This is a genomic window from Lacinutrix chionoecetis, assembly GCF_053604665.1.
The window spans coordinates 573,478-591,806 of sequence record NZ_JBSHNQ010000086.1 but is presented as its reverse complement, the minus strand read 5'-3'; the positions used below and the strand labels follow the sequence as shown (position 1 = coordinate 591,806).

Annotated in this window: 19 protein-coding genes; 13 read left to right on the top strand and 6 right to left on the bottom strand. The window is 31.3% G+C overall.

What is annotated here, in order from left to right; translation table 11 throughout:
• Positions 1–166: 166 nt before the first annotated feature.
• Positions 167–2,143, bottom strand: a complete 1,977-nt coding sequence (locus tag ACVC43_RS14865; RefSeq protein ID WP_452225323.1) for a putative porin — start codon at positions 2,141–2,143, stop codon at positions 167–169.
• Between the two features lie 152 nt (positions 2,144–2,295).
• Between ACVC43_RS14865 and ACVC43_RS14860 the strand changes: the two genes are divergently transcribed.
• From ACVC43_RS14860 to ACVC43_RS14845, 4 genes are all read left to right on the top strand, one after another.
• Positions 2,296–2,895 (top strand): ribonuclease HII, encoded by a 600-nt coding sequence (locus ACVC43_RS14860; RefSeq protein ID WP_452225322.1) that lies wholly within the window; start codon positions 2,296–2,298, stop codon positions 2,893–2,895.
• A gap of 32 nt (positions 2,896–2,927) precedes the next feature.
• Positions 2,928–5,360, top strand: coding sequence for a DUF3352 domain-containing protein (locus ACVC43_RS14855; protein WP_452225321.1), 2,433 nt, complete (start codon positions 2,928–2,930; stop codon positions 5,358–5,360).
• A 223-nt stretch (positions 5,361–5,583) separates the two neighbouring features.
• Positions 5,584–6,198, top strand: a complete 615-nt coding sequence (locus tag ACVC43_RS14850; protein ID WP_452225320.1) for a hypothetical protein — start codon at positions 5,584–5,586, stop codon at positions 6,196–6,198.
• 74 nt (positions 6,199–6,272) lie between these two features.
• On the top strand, positions 6,273–9,020 hold the full coding sequence (locus ACVC43_RS14845) for a CHAT domain-containing protein (RefSeq protein ID WP_452225319.1): 2,748 nt from the start codon (positions 6,273–6,275) through the stop codon (positions 9,018–9,020).
• Here ACVC43_RS14845 and ACVC43_RS14840 read toward each other — a convergent pair.
• Both ACVC43_RS14840 and ACVC43_RS14835 read right to left on the bottom strand, forming a co-directional pair.
• Complete coding sequence (locus ACVC43_RS14840; protein ID WP_452225318.1) at positions 9,017–9,745, bottom strand: tetratricopeptide repeat protein; 729 nt, start codon at positions 9,743–9,745, stop codon at positions 9,017–9,019. The genes ACVC43_RS14845 and ACVC43_RS14840 overlap by 4 nt on opposite strands.
• Positions 9,745–10,311 (bottom strand): RNA polymerase sigma factor, encoded by a 567-nt coding sequence (locus tag ACVC43_RS14835; protein ID WP_452225317.1) that lies wholly within the window; start codon positions 10,309–10,311, stop codon positions 9,745–9,747. The genes ACVC43_RS14840 and ACVC43_RS14835 overlap by 1 nt, the downstream gene beginning before the upstream one ends.
• A 135-nt stretch (positions 10,312–10,446) precedes the next feature.
• On the opposite strand from ACVC43_RS14835, the gene ACVC43_RS14830 reads away from it, so the two are divergent.
• The 9 genes from ACVC43_RS14830 to ACVC43_RS14790 all read left to right on the top strand — a co-directional run bounded on the left by ACVC43_RS14830 (position 10,447) and on the right by ACVC43_RS14790 (position 16,705).
• Complete coding sequence (locus ACVC43_RS14830) at positions 10,447–10,794, top strand: hypothetical protein (protein WP_452225316.1); 348 nt, start codon at positions 10,447–10,449, stop codon at positions 10,792–10,794.
• Between the two features lie 26 nt (positions 10,795–10,820).
• Entirely contained in the window at positions 10,821–11,651 is an 831-nt protein-coding gene (locus ACVC43_RS14825; RefSeq protein WP_452225315.1) for a DUF4412 domain-containing protein, read from the top strand.
• A 33-nt stretch (positions 11,652–11,684) separates the two neighbouring features.
• Positions 11,685–12,323, top strand: a complete 639-nt coding sequence (locus ACVC43_RS14820) for an outer membrane beta-barrel protein (protein ID WP_452225314.1) — start codon at positions 11,685–11,687, stop codon at positions 12,321–12,323.
• A gap of 180 nt (positions 12,324–12,503) precedes the next feature.
• Positions 12,504–12,848, top strand: coding sequence for a hypothetical protein (locus ACVC43_RS14815; RefSeq protein WP_452225313.1), 345 nt, complete (start codon positions 12,504–12,506; stop codon positions 12,846–12,848).
• A gap of 126 nt (positions 12,849–12,974) precedes the next feature.
• Positions 12,975–13,544: a hypothetical protein gene (locus ACVC43_RS14810; RefSeq protein ID WP_452225312.1), complete on the top strand. Its 570-nt coding sequence runs from the start codon at positions 12,975–12,977 to the stop codon at positions 13,542–13,544.
• 132 nt (positions 13,545–13,676) lie between these two features.
• A complete protein-coding gene (locus ACVC43_RS14805; protein ID WP_452225311.1) occupies positions 13,677–14,198 on the top strand; it encodes a hypothetical protein in 522 nt (173 codons plus the stop codon).
• 113 nt (positions 14,199–14,311) lie between these two features.
• A complete protein-coding gene (locus ACVC43_RS14800; RefSeq protein ID WP_452225310.1) occupies positions 14,312–15,361 on the top strand; it encodes a nucleoid-associated protein in 1,050 nt (349 codons plus the stop codon).
• Between the two features lie 69 nt (positions 15,362–15,430).
• Positions 15,431–16,495: a magnesium/cobalt transporter CorA gene (gene corA / locus ACVC43_RS14795; protein ID WP_452225309.1), complete on the top strand. Its 1,065-nt coding sequence runs from the start codon at positions 15,431–15,433 to the stop codon at positions 16,493–16,495.
• Between the two features lie 78 nt (positions 16,496–16,573).
• Complete coding sequence (locus ACVC43_RS14790; RefSeq protein ID WP_452225308.1) at positions 16,574–16,705, top strand: hypothetical protein; 132 nt, start codon at positions 16,574–16,576, stop codon at positions 16,703–16,705.
• A 24-nt stretch (positions 16,706–16,729) separates the two neighbouring features.
• On the opposite strand, the gene ACVC43_RS14785 is transcribed toward ACVC43_RS14790, so the two are convergent.
• The 3 genes from ACVC43_RS14785 to ACVC43_RS14775 form a co-directional block, all read right to left on the bottom strand.
• Entirely contained in the window at positions 16,730–17,302 is a 573-nt protein-coding gene (locus ACVC43_RS14785; RefSeq protein WP_452225307.1) for a hypothetical protein, read from the bottom strand.
• Between the two features lies 1 nt (position 17,303).
• A complete protein-coding gene (gene lipB, locus ACVC43_RS14780; protein WP_452225306.1) occupies positions 17,304–18,005 on the bottom strand; it encodes a lipoyl(octanoyl) transferase LipB in 702 nt (233 codons plus the stop codon).
• A 156-nt stretch (positions 18,006–18,161) separates the two neighbouring features.
• Positions 18,162–18,320: a YqaE/Pmp3 family membrane protein gene (locus ACVC43_RS14775; RefSeq protein WP_452225305.1), complete on the bottom strand. Its 159-nt coding sequence runs from the start codon at positions 18,318–18,320 to the stop codon at positions 18,162–18,164.
• Positions 18,321–18,329: the final 9 nt, after the last annotated feature.

Genomic DNA, 18,329 nt, shown 5'->3' with positions numbered 1-18,329 from the left:
CCTGCTCTTTTCATTACATTATATATTGTAGCATAGTTTTGATTGAAATGACAAAATACTTCTGGTAACCTTGCCTCCGCGTTTGGGATTGAGGCTTTGTTGAAGATCCTATAAAAGAGCGACTGCCGAAAGCCCGACCTGAAAGGGAACGCACGACTACTTTTTTTTACAGAAAGAAATTCCAAACAAGACCAAAGCGTACTTTAAAATCTCTAAATGGCGTGTTGGGTGCTGAGAAATAGTTAGGCTCTGTGAAGAGGGCGTTAAAGTGTTCGGCTTTTATATAAATTCTTGTTTGTCGGATTTTTGCATTGACGAAAAAATCTAAGCGTGGAAAACCGCCCAATTCTTGTTCGTTCTGCGTATAAAACTCTGCCAAAAGCGGGTCGTAGCCATCCATATTATAGGCAGTAAAATAATTAAACGTAATTCCTGTTTGGAGGTACATGGCTTTTTTAAAGACATGGTTTGAGTAGTATAACGTATTTCGGGTAATGATTTCCGGCACATTAAATACTTGATTTTCGTCTTGCACATTTTGATACATTATAGAATTATTTAATGCAAAGTTTCTGTATTTAATTTCTTTGTTTGCTTTTAGTCTTAAATAGGTTAATGGTTTATTATTTTGAAATGGCTTTACTAATTTTGATGTTTCGTCTTTAGCGAAATAAACGTAATCGTTTATTGTTGTTATATCTAATGTTAGATTGGCAATTTTTTCTGATTTAATATTGAATGCTAATTGTTGCGTTTTTACTGTATTGAATTCATTTTTCCAATTGTAATTGATATAATCGCTTTGATATAGTTGCGTGTTGTAATTTGGTGCCGACGTGTTATGGTTAAGTTGTGCTGACGCGCTTAAATCCTTATTTAATCTATATGATGCCTGAGCTTTGACAAAATTACCTCCAAAATCTCCAGAAACATTTACTCCTAATTCACCTTGCAAATTGAAGCCTTTGATTTGCTTTTTATATTTTCCACCTACAGCAAATACATCTCCTTTTAATCTATTTGGAATGGTAATGCCATTTAATACTACTATTTTATCGTAACCGTAATTGAAGTTGGTGTGACTGGCATTAAATTGCAAATCTCCAATAATATTATTAGTATAATTTAATTGTAACTGGTTTGAAAACTCTTCTAAAGTCACCCTATCTCTTAAAATGCTTGATTTAAAGGCAGAACCAAAAAAATCGTTTTGTGCAGTTTGGTCGTATTGATAGCTTTTGTCTTTTAAAGCTATAACGTGAGCTACATTTAAATTATTTTTTGAGAGCGAATCGTTTTTATTGATTACTTGGTATTTGTGATTGAGATAAAACCTTTTGCCTTTTAAAATGTTTTCGGCGTTTTCAAAATTAACTTCCAACACTCCTCTATCGTCAAAATCCTCATCTCCTGATCTAAAAAAAAGTACACTTTCATCTGTTAATCCGCCATTTTCCTGATTTAACAAATCTTGAGCTACAAAATGCAGATTAGCTATATATTTATTATTTTTTGTTTTGTAGCTGGATGTAAACCTAAAGTTACCAGTGCTTGTTAGAATATGCTGATAATTACCCAACGAGCGCAAGCCTTTATAAGCGCCCGAAAAATTGAATTGTTCTGAGGTATTTACCGTAAAAAAAGCATCTAATAGTTGACCTTGCTCGAATGCCGATTTATAGAACAACTCCGTTAGTGGTGTTGGCACATGGTAATAGTTAATATCTTCTATTTCCATATAATTGAAATGCCGTGCTCTTGCCCCAAACTCTGGCATTAGTGACGTGTTTTCGAAATCTTTACTTAAAGTATTATAGGTTTGCCCTAAGTTTGAAAAAGGCATGAGGTTAAACTCATCTTCTCTTAGGTAATTATATTTGTATTCTTTTTGTATTGTAAGCGTGGTATCAACATAGGTTGTATCGTTTTTGTGAGATATAATTAGATAATCTGTAATTTTAGCTTCTTCATTTTTAATATTTTTGTTACTTGTGCTTTTAGTGCTACGGTTAAATAAACTATCGTTGGTTACGCCAGAATTATCATCAACAGTTTTAACTTCTTTACTTAATAAAGGTTTTGTTTGAGCATTTGAACTAACTACGAAGCTTATTAAAAAAAATGTAAAAATTATTTTATTCATTAAATGATATCTATTTTTAAGCCTGAAAACGAAACAGCTAAAAATTAAAAGTTTCGCCAAAAATATGAAATTATCTCGCTACGTGTGATAATTAAACTTACAAACGCATAATTACAATTAATAATATTGTTTTTTTGTTAAGAATTGCATAAATGCTAAAATTAAAACACTCTAACTTTAAAATTGAATGCGGTACGGATGAAGCTGGCAGAGGCTGCCTTGCTGGCCCTGTTACTGCTGCTGCGGTAATTTTGCCGGAGCAATTTGAGAATTTGTTACTTAACGACTCTAAACTTCTCACAAAAAACAAGCGCAATTTTTTAAAGCCTATTATTGAAACCGAAGCATTGGCCTTTGCTTTTACTCATGTTTTTGAAGATGAAATAGATAGCCTGAACATTTTAAATGCATCAATTTTAGCCATGCAACGTTCTATATTAAAGTTAAAGTTAATACCAGAATTTATAATCGTTGATGGTAATAGATTTAAGCCCTTAAATACCATTCCGTTTGCAACCATAATTAAAGGTGATAGCAAATATTTAAGCATTGCAGCTGCTTCGGTTTTAGCTAAAACTCATCGTGATGCTTTCATGATTGAAATTGATAAGGAATTTCCGATGTATAATTGGAAACAAAATAAGGGCTACCCAACCAAAGAGCACCGTGAAGCCATTAGAAAATATGGTATTACCAAATACCATAGGAAAAGCTTTAAACTTTTACCTGAACAATTAAAATTAGAATTGTAATTTTGAACAAGCAAAAATCCCTCAATCTCAAAATGAAACATTTTTATTTCATTCTTCTCACTTCTATTTTATTAGCAAGTTGCGAAAGCAACAATTACAAGCACGCTTCTGTTTACGACTATACACCTGAAAAAGCATCTGTTATTGTTACCGTTAACGACACAGAAAGCTTACAAACCAATTTAAATAATAATGATTTTATTTCTGGTATTTCTAAAACTTCGGTTTATAAAACAATTTCAAAAAAACTGAAGCATTTAGAATACATTTCTACAACACATCCAGTTGTTATTTCTTTTTTAAAAGATGATAACGATAGTCTTCAATTTACTATAATCACTAAACAAGTTGCTAATTTGTTTACTGTAGATTCTTTGCCAAATCACACCATTGAAACGTTTAAAATTGGTAAAAATCCAGCCAAAAAAATAACCTTTAATAATCAAGTTTTATATACTGTATTTAAGGACAGTATTACCATTGCAGCTTCACACAGCAAACTTTTAGAATCGGTTTTAAATAATAAAAATGATAATGAAGCACTACATAAAATAATAAATACTGTTAACAAGGAAAAGCCTGTTTCTGTTGTTTTAAGCAGTGAATACAGCAACATATCTTCAATATTTAATTCTGAAGTTCTTCCGTTTAAAGACTTTACAGACTATACCTCCTTTGATACTGAAATTTCTCAAGATGAAATTATTTTAAATGGCATTACAAAAGCTTCAGACTCTACTAAACTTATAAATATTTTTAAAAATACTATTCCGCAGGAAAATCAGTTAGCCGAAATTGCACCAAATAATTGTGATGGATTCTTGAGCTTTACTTTCAATAATTTTAAAACATTTAAAAAAAACTTAGATGCTTTTAAAAAACAAAAAGATACCGTAACCACAACTGGTTTATTTGAAAATATTGTTGAAGTTGGCACCATTTACAGTGAAGACAACCAAACTATTGTTTTAAATTCTATTGATGTTATTTCTACAAAAGACCACTTATTAAGTGAGCAGAACAGTGTTGAATTATACAGGCAAGTTGAAATTTTTGAGTTTAGCAAGCCTGAGTTGTTTGAAACTGTTTTCTATCCTTTAATTAATTACAATAAAGCTCTATTTTATTGTAACATAGATCAATACTTTGTTTTTGCAAAAAATACAGAAACGTTAGAAAATATAATTGCAAACTACCAAAATAAAACCTCTCTAAATAGTCGAGATTATTACCAAAATACTGTAAAAAATTTAAGCAATGAATCTTCTATTTTACAGGTTTTAAACAATGATAAATTAAAAGATTTATTAGATGCAAATTTAAACACTGCTATAGAAAATAGTTTTAACGCCTATAAAATATCGGCCTTACAATTTGTATTCGATTCGCATTACGCTCACCTGCACGGTGTGATAAAAAAGAATAAAATTAAAGCCGAAGATCATGCTGTTACCGAGCTTTTAAATATAAAATTAGACGCAGCTATATTAAACAATCCGCAATTTGTTATTAACCACAGAAATAAACAAAAGGAAATTGTTGTTCAGGACATTAATAATAAATTATATTTAATTTCAAATGCAGGAAATATATTATGGAAAAAACAACTTCAGGGTCCTGTTTTGGGTAATATAGAACAGATTGATATTTATAAAAACGGAAGGCTACAATTGGTGTTTGCTACACCTAATCGGGTGTATTTGTTAGATAGAACAGGTAAAAATGTTTCTGGATACCCTTTAAAATTTAATGATAACATTACGCAGCCACTTTCGGTTTTCGATTATGATAAAAGAAAAAATTATCGCCTTTTTGTGACACAAGGTAAGAATGTACTACTGTATGATGCAAAAGGAAAAACGGTAAAAGGTTTTAATTTCTCCAAGGCCAATACGAATATTAATCACCAACCACAGCATATTAGAATTGGCAATAAAGATTATATTTTAGTAAAGACAGACAGCAGATTATATATATTAAGTCGACGTGGAAAAACACGCGTAAAAGTAAAATCTAATTTAACATTCTCTAACGAAGCTGTTTACAATTATAATAACACATTTACTACAACTACCGCAGATGGTAACATAGTTAGCATAGACCAAAATGGTGGTGTTTCGACTAAAGATGCTAACTTATCTAAAAACCATCATATAGCAACCACAACCAAAACTTTAGTTTCGCAAAGCGAAAATATTTTAAACATAAGAAGTAAGACACTTGAGCTTGATTTAGGAAATTATACGGCTCCAAAAATCTTCTATTTAAAAGATAAAATTTATGTTTCGGTAACCGATTTACAATCTCAAAAAGTATTACTTTTTGACAGTCAAGCTAAGCCTATTAAAAACTTCCCAGTTTACGGTACCTCTACCATAGAGCTTACAAATGCAGATAGAGATAGCAGTTTAGAGTTTGTAACCAAAGGTGAAAATAATAGTATTTTGGTATATGAGATTAATTAAATTGTTGTTTTTTCTATATTATAAAAACTTAATCAATAGTCGTTTTTTTTCATCTGTTTAATTACAAGAATAACTCAATTGCTACCTTCTACAAAACATTCGACACCTAAAACACAGATAATCAAACCATACATACAAATTTTCTTTTTTTTAAGCGCACAAATTGTTAACTTTATAAACCCTCATCCATTAAGTACAATTAACAACACTAAAAACTAAAATTATGAGATTTAAACTTACAATAATAGTAGCATTGTGTCTATTATTATTTGCCTGCCCGTCTAGCGACGATGACAACACAGTGCAAACAGCAAACATAACCACAACAAATTATGCCTATGAGGGCGATTTGTATCGTTTTGCACTAAACATTGAAAGCGATGCGTTAAGCGCTCAAATAGAAATTTGGGAAGAACAAGGTGAGGACGAGCCTGGAGATATTGAAAATGCAAATATGAGGATAGAAGAAATAAACGAAATATTACAGAATACTCCTGCAGGAGTAGCACTTGGTTTTCCTCCTTTTCCACCACCTCCACCACCTCCAGTTCCATGCTTATGTTTCGACTTATTTGAAACTATAAACTATATCGTTGCAGATGCTAACTTAATAGGAATAACTGCAGCACTAACGAATGAAAACCAAGAACAAGTTTTTAGCACAGATTTAAGTACACCTCTAAATACCGAAGGACTTGAGGGAGAGTTTTTAGCTTATAACTTTATTGCCCTTCAAGGTAATTTTACTGGAAATGGTTTTTTAACAATAAACAAAGTGCTTAGCGATGAAAGCGTTGTATCTTATAGCATTCCAGTGACTGTAAACATGACGCCATAGAAAAAACGAATTATAATTTGTAAATTTAAGTCTGAATCCAAGATTCAGGCTTATTTTTTTTTACATCTATTTTTATGAAATATATTTTTTGTAAGCATTGCCTTTTTAGCTTTTTTTTTACGTTTTACTCTTTAGCTCTATTTGCTCAAAATGAAACTGAAGATGTAAACCAAATTGTCAATAAAATTTATGGCTTCATGTATAGTGATAAAGATTCCACTTATTACTATGCTAATAAACTTATTGATATTTCTAATACAGATAAGAATTATGAACATCTGCTGTTCGCACTACTATTTGCAAATAAATCTGCAACCTATTTTAATGATTACGGAAAGATTAAAACCAACTTAAAAAAGATAGATAGTTTATTTAAAAATAAGTCTGATATTGATACTATTACTTCGATAAATACAATAAAAATTTCTACATTTTACGATAAGGGTACTTATTATTACAAATTAAATGACTACAAAACTTCACAAAAAAATCTTGTAGAACTTTTAGAAACTTCAAAAAAAATACCCGATTCGTTATTAACAAAACAAGAAACAGATTTAATTCAAGCAACCTACGTGTTGATTGCAAAAATGCATAGTAATGATGGTAAATTTGCTTTTGCCGAAGAGTATTATAACAAAGCTATCCGTTTTACAAATAACATTAATGACACACATAAATTAATAAAACTGAATGATCTTTACCGTTTAATTGGAGAGCTTTATAAAAGACAGAATAAGTTTAAAGCTTCAAACATCTATTTAAAAAAGGCTTTAAACTATAGTTTAAATGTTTCTAAAGATGAAAACAGTATTATAAATGAAGCTAATAATATCGTTGAAAACTACATGGCTTTAAAACAACCCGACAGCGCACAAAATTACCTCAATTATATAGAACCTTACAGAGACAGCAATATGCCTTATGGCTTTTTATTTTATAAAACAAAAGCAAAATTAAATACTACAAATAATGATACAACAACTGTAGTAGACGATTACAATAAAGCAATATCACTTTTAAAAGCTAAATGGAATAATTTAAAACATCCTGAAACAGCCCAAATCCACCAAGAGCTATCTTATTTTTATTTTAAAAATGGAAATTTTAATGATGCGTTATTTCAAAACGAGTTAGCCGTAAAGCAAGTTCATGGCAACGATGTTGTGAACTCTTCTATAAATAACAGTGAATACTTAAAGCTTTTAAAGGATAAACTATTATTTCAAACTAAAGCTAAGGATTTTAATAATGCTACTGGCACTTCTACATTAGCAATTGCTGTTTTAGACAGCTTAAAACCAACTTTTAAAAACAACGCAGATAAGTTATTATTGTTGGATAACGCTTTTCCCATTTTTGAAAACAGTTTAGATGCGCTCTATAATCTACATCTTAAAAATGAAGACGAAAACAATTTAGCACAAGCTTTTAATGTAATAGAAAACAGTAAAAGCACCTTGCTTTTAGATGCTTTACTTAGTGCTAAGGCCACAAGTTACGCCAATATTCCAGAGCATATAATAGAGCAAGAACAACTTTATAAAACTGAAATTACACGACTTGAAAAACAATTAGAAAACTCCAAAAATGAAAAATTAGAAGAGCAACTTTTTAAACTAAAAAACGACTACTTAAATTTTATTAATAATCTTGAAACCAATTACAAATCCTATTACAATCTAAAATATAACACAGCTGTTGTTTCCTTAGAAAACATCAAAGCCTTTTTAAGCAAAAACGACATGTTAATCACCTATTTTTATGGTGAATCTTCTTTATTTATAATGGGTATAACAAACTATAAAACGGCTTTTTACAAGATTCCTGTTAATACTAATTTAAACCAACTAATACAAAGTATTTATGTTCTACTAGGAGACCCAAAAAGCGACATTAAACTTTTAAATTCTAAAACATTCGAGCTATATAGCAAAATATTAGAACCTTTTTTAACTGAAAACGCTCCTAAAAATCTAATTATTTTACCAGATGGGATACTTAATTACGTTCCGTTTTCGGCATTAGCAACCAGTAAAAAAGACACTAAGTATTTAGTTGAAGACTATACGGTCTCTTATGCTAATTCTGCAACGTTATTGCTTCAGCTTCAACAGAAAAAAGAAAATAACAATCAAGTGTTAGCCTTTGCACCAACGTTTGAGAATACCAATTTCTTAGCACTTCCTAATAATATAAAAGAAGCAGAAAACGTGCTCTCTCATTTTAAAGGAGATGCTCTAAAAAATACTAATGCTACTCTGCAAAATTTTAATAGCCATAGTACCAATTATAGTGTTTTACATTTAGCAACGCATGCTATTTTTAATGATGCTATTCCAGAGAATTCGTTTTTAGCCTTTGCTTATAACGACAACAAAGAACAATCTCTTTATGTTAGAGATTTATATAATTTAAAATTAAACAGCGATTTAGTTACACTTAGTGCTTGCGAAAGTGGTATTGGAAAACTTAATCGTGGTGAAGGCTTGATGAGTTTAGCACGTGGTTTTTATTTTAGCGGCGCCAATAGTATTGCAAGTACGCTTTGGAAAATTAATGATGCCTCTGCAACGCAATTAATGGATGATTTTTATTTAAACCTGTCCAATAAAGATTCTAAAGATATAGCCTTACAGAAAGCGCAAATTACTTTTTTAAATAAGAATAAGGACAATGCACTTACGCATCCATATTATTGGTCTGCTTTTGTTATTTCTGGCAACACCTCTTCTTTAGTACACGGCAATTACTGGATATATATAGGCTTAGGTGTTTTACTAGTGCTGTTAATTATCTTTTTAATAAAGCGTAGCAATTAATGTAAATCCTTTAATAATTGCTTTGCCTTAGTAGTGTTGTAATCGAAATCATTAATTAAGGTATTAAGCTGTTTTGTTGCTTCTATTTTGTCTTTTTGCTTTATAGCAATTAATGCTAGATACCAATGTGACTCTGCTGTAAATTGATTATGCTCTAAAATTATTTTTTCGAAAATGGGTGTCGCTTTTTCAAAATTTTCCAATTTTAAATACGATTGGGCTTTATAAAAATCTTGATATGCCTTTTGTTCCGTAGCAGGAATTCTATTAAAATTAGAGATTGCATTCTCATAATCCTCGGCCTCGTAACTTACAAACGCCTTACGCTCATAAGAATCTACAGTGTCGCTTCTCGTTATGGCATATTCGGTATTTGGATAACTTTGAAAGCTCGACTCGTAAATGTCATTATAATTAACACCAAAAAAGGCATTATAACCAAACCAACCTGCTCCTAAAAAGAAGATGATAGAGGCAGCTATGCGCCAATTAAATTTAGTTGTTGTGTTTTTAACTTCTGTAGCAGTAATTTCTGCTTCAAAAGTCTTCAGTTTCTCTTTTAGCTCACTACTATTATGGCTTTTTATAGCTTGTTTTAAATCATTTTGGAATTCAAACTCTGCCTTAAAATCGGCATCAGTTTCCAGTCGCCTATTAAATTCAGCGAGATTTTCTTCAGCTAAGCTGTTAGAAAAATAGTGATATAATAAATCTTCGTTAGTCATTATAGGTTGCTATTAATTCGTTCTTTAAGGGTTTTCATACAACGTGATTTTGCACTTTTTATCACGTTTTCACTATTATAATTACCTTGTTTTAAAATATCCTTTATGGTGAATCCTCGATAATAAAACAAGTTCAATAATTCCTGACACTGTTTACCTAAACTCGAAAAATGTTTGCGTAATAATTCTTGCTCATGTGTTAGTGACTGTTCTTCAATTTCAAACGTTTCAAGCATTTCATCTTCGTCTTTAACAATAGCTAAGTCGAAATTAGATCCTACTTTTTTGTTGTTCTTTTTCATCTTGTCGAAAATTAAATACTTACCAACGCTAAATAAATAAGTAGCAATGCTACTGGTCATGGTTTCAATTTTTCCAGACATTACATTATTGTAAAAAATAACATAAGCATCTTGGTACACATCCACTACATCGTCTTGTGGTAAATTATACCGTTTTGCAAAATTTAAAAATTTGTCTCTATTGTCTTCATAAACCTTTCTAAGGGTTTGTTGAGAGCCTTGTTTTAAATCGTCCAGAATATTGTTTTCCTGTTGCTTTATCATTTAATGTATCGAGTAATTAAAAGGTTAACACATACATAGCTAATTTAAGTTTTTTTATATAAAAAAGATGAACCGTGTTAACCTTTTCTTTTTTAACGCATTAAAAGAACAAACAACTTAAACACACAATTAATTATGAAAGCACTAAAAATTTTACTTGCCCTTCTTGTATTAAGCTTTACAAATGCAGCTATGGCTCAAGTACAGAAAACTGATTCTACCCAAGCTAAAAAAGATAATTTTTTAGATATGGGAAGTAATGTCCTATCTCAGGTTTTTGGATCGAATTTAGATGGTAATGTAGATGGAAAAACTATTGGCTATTTAGAACTTTTAGAAAATTCCGATCTCTCTGAAGCTGAAAAAACCGAGTATAAAAACCTCTATTACTTACAGGCAAAACAATTATCGCAAAAACAAAAAGACTCGTTAGGCAAAGTAATCGAGCAAAAAATTAGCGAAGCTAAAAGAACGGAAGATTAAAAATTAACAATTAAAATAAATTAAAAATGAAAACTTTAAAAGCACTATTAATCATTATTACCATTTGCTTTAGCATAAACACTGAAGCGCAAATTTGGAAAAAACTAAGTAAAAAAGCCGAGAAAGCAGTAGAACGCTCACTAGAAAAAAAGGTGGAACAAAAAGCAGAGCGAGAAACCGACAAGGCTTTCGATTCTACATTTAATAATTCTAAAAAGAACGAAAAAAAATCTAAAAATAAAAATGGAAGCCTCTTTGGAATGTCTAACGCTACTCCAGCCAGTTCTTATAACTTTAGTCATAAATATGTCATGCAAATGGATAACGGTAAAAAACCAGTAGACATGATTTATTATCTAAATCGAGACAGTAATTATTTAGGTTTCGAAATACCAGACACAAAAAACAGAACACTCACTGTAATGGATTTACAAGAAGAAGTCATGTTTATGTTTATGGACAATAAGGGTGATAAAACTTTAATGTCTATGAATTTAAAATTAGACCAACTAACAGAAGAGGCTATCGAAGCAACAGAATACTCTGTAACAGCAACAGGAAACACGAAAACCATCTTGGGTTACGCCTGTAAGGAGTACGATGTAAAAGGGAAAGATTTACATGGCAAAGTTTGGGTTACCGAAAACGCTGGTGTTTCCTTTTCTAAAACCTTTTATAGAACAAAGCAAAAAAAGGGTATGGATCAAACCTGGATGGCTATGGTAAATGGCTTACCAATGGAAATGCGTATTACAGATACCTCGAAAAGGAAGCCTAAAACAACCACCATGACATGTACATCGCTTAAAGCAGAAGCTTTTACAATCGATACCAAAAATTACAAGAAATTAATGTAATCAAATAATAAAACCACTAATAAACACGATATTATGAATGTAAACACAATTATTAACAGTCCAAAAACAGCAACAAACCAAAGGTTACAATTACTTTTCACTTTAACCTTATTATTGTTTTCTATCATTGGTTTTGCTCAAGAGAGTTTTACAGCATTAGCGCAAGGTAATTTTTTTGCCAATGGTACTATTGGTGTTATTTCCACCAATGAAAAAGCAAAATTTGAAGGCAGTACAAGTGATGTTGGCTCGACTTTTCAAATTACAGCAACACCCAAAGGCGGCTATTTTATAACAGATAACATTGCCGCAGGTTTAGAGCTTGAGGTAAGAACAAGCACTTCTAAAATAGAAGGTTTCGATGGTGAAACCACATCTAATGCCTTTGCCGTTGGCCCATTTGCAAGATATTATTTTAACAACGGTATATTTGCAGAAGCTACTGTTGGCATAGGCTCAAGCAAAGTATCGTCTACTTTTGGCGATATAGAAGCCAGTATTTTTGCGCTTCGAGGATCCGCAGGTTATGCCTTTTTTTTAGGAGACCATGTTGCTATTGAGCCTGCAATAAACTACACACATCAAACTCAAAAACCAAAAGACAGCGCTGTTGATGGAAAAACAATATTGAGCACCATCTTTTTTAGTGTTGGTTTTACGGCTTATTTCTAAAAAAACAAACAATTATAAACGTTTAAATAACCTTCTTAGACATTAATAATAGCATTTTCATTTTTAGGTTAGTTTGGGAGAAAGCCAAAGTTTAAAAACTTTGGCTTTTTTTCGTTTTAGTGTTAACCTTTAAAAAACAAAACCATTAAAAGATACTATTAATCATAAAAACATAATATTATGGCAACGAAACAATTTACAGTAAAAAATTACAAAATGGCTCTTGGTTACAAGAGTTCGGCAACTTGGAATGGAAAGAATATTCAAATTCAAGGTTATGTAACCTGTTATGGAAGTGACCATAGATTTATAATCTATTTTTTACACGAAGACAGTCCTGTGCCAAACCCAACTTACATTCCTAATAATAAAGTAGGCGCTATATTTTTACCTTTTAAAGATATGCAAATGTATGTAGACATGGTTAGAAACGAAAAACCAGTTTATGCTTATTTAAATTCTAATACACCAGAATGGAACAGCATTAAAACCTCTAACGAACCTGTTGGTGAAGAAGAAAGTTAGAATTTAATTAACCGTTTAAAACCGAAAATATTTTTTTCGGTTTTTTTATTTTACATGTTAACCTTTCATGTTACCAAATCATTAAATAATAAACAAACTATAAATCTATTATTAAAATTAAAAATCATGATCACATTAAAAACAACAATTTCAAAAACAAAGTATGTAGTATTAGCCTTATTTATAGCTTTTGGCTTTTCTTGCTCACCAGAAGATGGCGAACAAGGTCCACAAGGCGAGCCAGGCGTTGCAGGAACAAATGGTACAGATGGTAATGCCAATGTACAAACGTTTACATTTGATGCTTCAGGATTTTCAGGGACTAATACTGCAGTTTCCATACCAGCCATAACGCAAAGCGTTTTAGATAACGATGCCATTTTAGGCTACTTAACAGACGACGGTGCCTATTGGGTATCAATTCCTTGTCCTTTCGACTCTTATCAGTTCGATTTTTCAGTGCAGGTAACTTCAAGTGTTGGCTATTATGAGTTGGATTATGGAAATGCAGCAGGAAGCGCTTACACTGTAACAGTTGGAGAATTGCAAGCCCTTAAAATTATTGTTATAGAATCTACTAACACAACAGCTGGAAAGTTAAATGCTCAAGATCAAGTAGTAAATGAGCTTAATCAAGCTGGAGTAGACATTAAAGATTACTACGCCGTTTGCGATTTTTACGGTATTGCTTATTAATTTAAACCACAATCAAAAAATTTAAAACCGAAGGCATATGTCTTCGGTTTTTTTTACAAGCAATGTTAACCTTTTTAATACCTATAGCATTAAATAGAAAAATAACTATTAATCACATTTAAATTAAAAATTATGAAACATTTAGTTTTAAAAACAAAGTATGTAGTATTAGCCTTATTTGTAGCTTTTAGCTTCTCATGTTCTCCAGAAGATGGCGAACAAGGTCCAGCGGGACAAGATGGAAATGCAAATATAATTGAATCTAATTGGATGCAAATTCAATTTGATGAAACGAATGCAGCCGATGATTATGGCAGCATGATTATTAGCAATAGCGATATTGAAAATTATATAAATACAGGTGGAGTTTTATTAATGTATATAAAAGTAGATCAAGCCGGAGAAATTATTATATATCCATTACCTGTACGCGACGAGTTTACTTATGTAGTTGCCAACGTTCCAAGTCAAGGTGTAGAAAATGCAATTTTCTTTTCAATAAACACCTCAACTGTATCAGACTATGAAAACACACCACTTTATACTATAAAATACGTTATTATTCCTCCAGCAGTTGTTACCGCAGGCAAAAGCTTAGACTATTCTAAAATGCCTTATAATGAAGTACAGCATCTTTTTGGTTTAGAAAAATAAAATATATCTTTTTAAATTATAAAACCGAAGGCATAAGTCTTCGGTTTTTTTATTTCGTTTTTCTGTTGAAATGCCTACTATTGTATTTCAAAATATAAACTTACATTTTAAACATGATCACACGTAAAGGCGCTAGTATTTCAAAATTTATAATTCATAAAGTTGGTAATAAACATAACGATACTAAAAATGCGTTTTCCGAAAAAGAAGTCCATTTTGATGAAGCCAGTTACGAGCTCATGTTACCATTTTTACTAAGACCTTTTGGTAGCATTGTACAAAGCTACCGCTTTAACCATCATGCTAATGTAGAGTTAAACGAAATTAATGCCTATGCTAAACAAATTTTTAGTGATGATGATGCTTTTATAGAAACCTCCAAAAACATTGTTAAGCATTTATACGAGCAAAGCGATTCGGCTCAAATAAAAACGGGTGACGTTTTAGTAGCCGTTTTTGAAGGCATAGAATATAAAGAAATGGTCACCAATGCCATTGGTGTTTTTAAAATTGAAAATAAAATTAATTTCTTTCAAACCTATTTAGAAAACAACAGTTACGATGTTTTAGTACAAAAGGGCATTTCGTCTAAAAAAGTAGATAAAGGTTGTTTGATTTTAAATCAAACAGACATGGAAGGTAATATTATTTTAAGTGTAGATAACAACAGTTACGATGCGCAGTATTGGTTAGATAAATTTTTAAATATTAAGTATGCCGACGACAGTAACAACCACACGCATAACTATTTAAATATGTGTAGTGAGTTTTCTACCGAAATACTAAAAACCAGCTATGGCGAGCAGGAACGTAACATTTTTTTAGCCAAAACCATAGATTATTTTAAAGAGAACGAAATTATAAACGTCGAAAATTTTAAAGAAGAAGTATTCGCCGAAGAAAAACACATACGCCTGTTCGAAGATTATAAAAAGGAATACGAAGGCGAGCAAAATGTATTACTTCGCAATCAATTTGATTTGGCAGAAGCCGTTGTAAAAAAAGACAAAAAGAAAATTAAAACCGATATAAAACTCGATACTAATATCCAGATTAAACTTGATATCGATGCACCAGATGCAGCTCAGGAATATTTAGAACGTGGTTACGACGAGGATAAAAAAATGCATTACTATAAGGTATTTTTTAACGCAGAAGGTTAAAATTTTAAGTTGGTCGTGCTCTTTGTGCTATCTTTATAATAAAGAATTTAGCTTAAACCCTCCTTTTGTATGACTCGTATTATAAGAAAAAACAAACACGAAATAGGTCTTGCTCCAGACGATTTAATTTTTAGAGGCGAAAAAAAAGCAGATAAAGTTTTATTAAGAATAATCGACTTTGATGCTACTAACCTCACAGAAGATGCGGTTAAAAGCGTTAGAGAAATTAGTCAGTTCCAGCACACAAACACTGTAACTTGGGTAAATGTAGATGGACTTCATAATACATCTATAATGGAAGAAATAACCGATGCTTTCGATTTGGACACATTAGTTATGGCCGAAGTTTTAAACACCGAAGCAAGACCACGCGTAATAGAATACGATAACTGCACGTTAATCACTATTAAAATGCTTAGAATTAACGAGTCCAACGGTAGAACTTTGGTAGAAAACCTGAGTCTTATTCTTACAAAAACCGTTTTAATATCGTTTCAAGAACAACGTGGTGACGTTTTCGAGCCTGTACGCGAGCGTATTAGAAAACAGAAAAAACGCATTAGAAATGGTGGCACAGATTATTTAACCTTTGCCTTATTAGATATTGTTGTCGATAATTACCTTTATGTAATAAGTATTTTAGGAGAAAAAATTGAGACTTTAGAAGAAACGCTTCTGCTTAATCCCAATCAAAAAGTTATAAACGAAATTAATAATTATAAGCGCGAATTAAACTTTTTACGTAAAAGCGTAAAACCTGCCAAAGAAATGATTTTTTCGTTGGCTAAAACAGATTCCGATTTTATAACCGAAAGCACCTATCTTCATTTTAAAGAATTGGAAGACAATATTAGCCAGGCCAACGATGCCTCGGACGATTATCGCGAAATCCTGTCCGACCAGTTAAATATCTACCACACCACCATTAGTAGTAAACTTAATGACATTATGAAGTTTCTTACTGTGTTTTCAGTAATATTTATTCCATTAACGTTTATCGCTGGAATTTACGGAACCAATTTTGAATACGTTCCAGAATTAAACTACAGATACAGTTATTTCATTATGTGGGCTGTAATGATTGTTGTCGCTATTGGGATGTTGCTGTTTTTTAAGAAGAAAAAATGGTTTTAGATAGTGAATTTAAACTGCTTTAAAATTTGAGTTTATTGAAATAATAAACATCAAAAAATTACTAATCAAAAAGTAACTGTGTATAAAAACCAAGTTTTAAATCTTGGTTTAAGTGTAGATGCTGCTTCATGGGAAACTGGTATTTATTTTTGTAAAATAAAAGGTTCTGAAAATTTTGAGAACACTATAAAAATAGTAGTGTCGCAATAAAAACTATTTTTTTAAGTTTTAAAATTACTGTAAAAAATAATCACGTAACCCTATTGCCTTTCGTTTTAAAAAACCAATAAAAGATTGATTTACGGTTTTTAATTGAGTATCGAAAACCACTTCCTTTTCTGTTTTAAAATAAAAAAACAGATTTCTTAGTGTTAGAGCAAAAGTAAATAGGATGATTATTAAATTTCGGTAGTATCTAACGTCTGTATCGTAAACTGTCTTGTTATTTAATTCTATTCTAAATGGATCCTCCTGTTGTTTTCCTTTGCCTAAATACAAAACAATATCTTGACCTATAGCATCTGGAGATAAAAGTGTTTCCCAATGTTCTTTGTTAATATCGGTTACATAATACTCATGCAATTGCCTATCAGATAAATTAATAATCAATCGTTCTCGCACCAAATTATTAAATAACATCTCTCTGTCTCTACCATCGTTTACGGTTTCTATTTGCGCATTAGAAAGTATGCCACTCACTTTTACAAAATCATTTTTATTTAAAGAAAAGTCGGGAAGTATATTATAACCAACAATAATGAGTAAAATAATGTTTAAGATGTAAAGTTGCCAAGGTTTCAAAAGCATTCTATTTTACAAACTCAGCTTCAAAAAGCTTAGCAAAATGCTTCAGTAATTTGCTTTTTACTTCAGCTTCATCGACCTCTTTTTTGCCTAATTCCACATTAAGCGAAGTCACTGCTTTACCACGAATACCACAAGGTATAATATTATCAAAATAACCCAAATTAGCATTTACGTTCAATGCAAAACCATGCATGGTTACCCAACGACTAGCACGAACTCCCATGGCACAAATTTTTCGGGCAAACGGTGTGCCAACATCCAGCCAAACACCTGTTTCACCTGGAGAACGCTCCGCTTTTAAACCATATTCTTCGAGTGTGAGAATAATCATTTCTTCTAAAAAACGTAAGTATTTATGGATGTCTGTGAAGAAATTATCTAAATCCAAGATAGGATAACCAACAATTTGTCCAGGCCCATGGTAGGTAATATCTCCTCCTCTATTTATTTTATAAAACGTGGCGCCTTTTGCAATGAGCTGTTGTTCATCTAATAATAAGTTAGATACATCACCACTTTTTCCTAAGGTATAAACATGAGGATGCTCCACAATCAAAAAGTAATTATTGGTTGCTAAGCCAGCATTTTCTCTTCTGTTTTTAATTTTCGTGTCTAAAACGCCTTTAAATAATGCTTCTTGGTAATCCCAAGTATCTTTAAAGTCTTTTGTTCCTAAGTCTTGAAGTACAACTTTTTTATTCATAGACAGCAAAATTACACTTTTTTAGGTTTGAATTGAATTTCACTTCGAGTGTTTTTCTGCATTGAAATAAAAGAAAAATGTATTGAGAATTTTTATAAAATAGTTCTCTATACAATTTATTATAATCGATTAAGACTAAATACTGCCGATTGCGGACTACTTCTCCGGATTATTTAATATCACTAAAGCAGCGATAACTCCAGGAACCCAGCCACAAAGCCATAATAAAAAAGTGATTACTATTGAGCCACAACCTTTATCGATAACTGCTAAAGGTGGGCAAATAATTGAAAGGATAACTCTCCAAATACTCATAAAAATATA